The 3236-nt window shown below is 74.6% G+C and carries 2 protein-coding genes; both read right to left on the reverse strand.

The genetic code is table 11. The features are described from left to right. A partial coding sequence (locus ACWCYO_RS40470; RefSeq protein WP_449787026.1) for a type I polyketide synthase occupies positions 1-1781 on the reverse strand: 1781 nt, incomplete at its 3' end. Between the two features lie 30 nt (positions 1782-1811). Continuing rightward, a partial coding sequence (locus ACWCYO_RS40475; RefSeq protein ID WP_449787027.1) for a beta-ketoacyl reductase occupies positions 1812-3236 on the reverse strand: 1425 nt, incomplete at its 5' end.

A 3236-nucleotide genomic window follows, 5' to 3' on the forward strand; every position in this document is an offset into this window, starting at 1 on the left:
GCCAACCGCGCCGCGAACACCGGCGACACCCGCGCCAACTCCACCGCCATCCCGACCCACTGCGCCCCCTGCCCCGGGAACACGAACACCGGCTTCACCGCGTGGGGCGCCTGGCCTTCGACGAGCGGGCCGGCCGGCTCGCCCGCGGCGAGGGCCGACAGCGCCTCGCGGACACCGTCCCGGCCCGCCGCGACGACCACGGCGCGGTGTTCGAAGCGGGCGCGCGTGGCGGCGAGCGAGAAGGCGGCGTCGGCGAGCGCCGGACCGGGAACGGAGCCGAGGAAGGCGGCCAGTTCACGGGCCTGGGCGCGCAGCGCCTCGGCGGACTTCGCGGAGAGGATCCACGGCAGCACCGCGTCGTCCGGGACCGGGGCCTGGGACGCCGAATCGGCCTCCTCGGCCTCCTCCAGGATGACGTGCGCATTGGTGCCGCTCATGCCGAACGAGGACACGGCCGCGCGACGGGGCTCGCCCGTCCCGTTCCAGGGACGGGACTCGGTCAGCAGCGACACCGCGCCCGCTGACCAGTCGACCTGCGGGGTGGGCTCGTCCACGTGCAGGGTCTTGGGCAGGAGCCGGTTGCGCATCGCCAGCACCATCTTGATGACGCCCGCCACGCCGGCCGCGGCCTGGGTGTGACCGATGTTGGACTTGATCGAACCGAGCCACAGCGGACGGTCCTCGGGGCGCTCCCGGCCGTAGGTGGCGAGCAGCGCCTGCGCCTCGATCGGGTCACCCAGCATGGTCCCGGTGCCGTGCGCCTCGACGGCGTCGACCTGCTCGGGCGCGAGCCGGGCGTCGGCCAGTGCCTGGCCGATCACCCGCTGCTGGGACGGGCCGTTGGGCGCCGTCAGACCGTTCGACGCGCCGTCCTGGTTGACGGCCGAGCCACGGATCACGGCCAGCACCCGGTGCCCGTTGCGCCGCGCGTCGGAGAGCCGCTCCAGGAGCAGCAGGCCGACGCCCTCGCCCCAGCCCGTACCGTCCGCCGAGGCCGCGAACGGCTTGCAGCGGCCGTCCGGGGCCAGCCCGCGCTGCCGGGAGAACTCGGTGAAGGTGGTCGGGCTGGCCATCACGGTGACCCCGCCGGCCAGGGCGAGCGAACACTCCTCCTTGCGCAGCGCCTGGGCGGCCAGGTGGAGGGCGACCAGGGAGGAGGAGCAGGCGGTGTCGACCGTGACGGCCGGGCCCTCCAGGCCGAGGGCGTAGGAGATCCGGCCGGACAGCACGCTGCCCGCGTTGCCGGTGGCGAGGTAGCCGTCGATCTCCTCGGGCCCGGCGACCAGGACGGTGCCGTAGTCGCCGCCGTTGGAGCCGACGAAGACGCCGGTACGGCTGCCGCGCACGGCCGTCGGGTCGACACCGGCCCGCTCGAAGGCCTCCCAGGCGGTCTCCAGCAGCAACCGCTGCTGCGGGTCCATCGCCAGCGCCTCGCGCGGCGAGATCCCGAAGAAGCCCGCGTCGAACTCGCCCGCCTCGTGGAGGAAGCCGCCCTCGCGGACGTACGAGCGGCCCGGCGCGTCCGGGTCCTCGTCGAACAGGGCCTCCAGGTCCCAACCGCGGTCGGTGGGGAAGGGGGACACGGCGTCACGGCCCGCGACGAGCATCTCCCACAGCTTCTGCGGGGTGTCCGCGCCGCCGGGGAAGCGGCAGCTCATCGCCACGATCGCGATGGGCTCACGGGAGGCGTCGGCTAGCCGGCGGTTCTGTTCCCGCAGCCGCTCGGTCTCCTTGAGCGAGGTCCGCAGCGCTTCCAGCAGCTTGTCGTTCGATGCAACCATTTCTCAGTTCCACACTTTCCCGCGGATCGCTCAGGATCCGTTGTCGCCCAGGGCCAGCTGAATCAGCGCGTCGGCGTCCATCTCGTCGATGGCGGCCGGTGCGTCCTCGGCGGGCGCCGAGGACGTCTCTTCGAGGCCGGCGAGCCTCAGCAGTACGTCGACCAATCCGGCCTCCCGGATCCGGGAGAACGGCAGGGTGGCCAGCGCCTGCCGGATCCTCGCCTCCTCGGGATCGGTGTCGCCCTGGCCGCCGGTGAGCTCGGCCAGCAGGTGGTCCGCGAGCGCGGACGGCGCCGGGTGGTCGAAGACCAGGGTGGCGGGCAGGGCGAGGCCGGTGGCCGCGCCGAGCCGGTTGCGCAGTTCGACCGCCGTCAGCGAGTCGAACCCCAGGTCCTTGAAGGCCTGTTCGGCGTCGATGCGCCCGGCCGTACCGTGCCCGAGCACGCCGGCCACGTGGGTGCGCACCAGCTCCAGGACGGCGTCCGCCCGCTCGTGCACCGGCAGGGCGGCCAGCCGCTCGGCGAAGCCGGAGCCGGATCCGGCCGGGCCGTCCTGCGGCACGGTGCGCACGGCCTCGGGGATCGCGTCGAGCAGCGGGCTCGGACGCGCCGAGGTGAAGCCGGGCGCGAACCGTCCCCAGTCGATGTCGATGACCGTCGCCGTGGGCCTCCCGTCGGCCAGGAGCCGTTCGAGCGCCGAGAACGCGGTGTCGGGGCGCAGCGGCGACATTCCGGCGAGCCGCATCCTGGCCTCGACGGCCGGGTCGGTCGCCATGCCTCCGGCGGCCCAGGGGCCCCAGGCGATGGAGGTGGCCGGAAGCCCCTGGGCGCGGCGGCGCTCGGCCAGGGCGTCCAGGTGGGCGTTGGCCGCCGCGTAGTTGCCCTGCCCCGCGCCGCCGACCGAACCGGCGACGGAGGAGAAGAGGACGAAGGCCGAGAGGTCCGAGTCCCTGGTCAGCTCGTCGAGGTGATCGGCCGCGTCGGCCTTCGGGCGCAGCACCCGGGCCAGCCGCTCCTCGGTGAGCGACTCCACCACGCCGTCGTCCAGGACGCCCGCCGCGTGGAACACCGCGTCGACCGGGTGCTCGGCGAGCAGGGCTGCCAGGGACTCGCGATCGGCGACATCACATGCCGCCACCGTCACCGTGGTTCCCAACTGCTGTAGTTCGGCGGCCAGTTCGCGAACACCGGGGGCCTCGATGCCCCGTCGGCCGGTGAGCACCAGCCGCTCGGCCCCACGGCCGGCCAGCCAGCGTGCGACGTGCGCGCCCAGCGCTCCGGTGCCACCGGTGATCAGCGCCGAGGCGGGGGCCCGCCACTCCTCACCGGACGGGGCGGCACCGGGGGCGGAGGCGTCGCGCACCAGTCGGCGGCCGTAGGCGCCGCCCTCGCGGACCGCCACCTGGTCCTCACCGGCCGCACCGGACAGGACCCGCGCCAGCCACGAACCGGCCTC

The sequence above is a fragment of the Kitasatospora sp. NPDC001683 genome, from assembly GCF_053596495.1.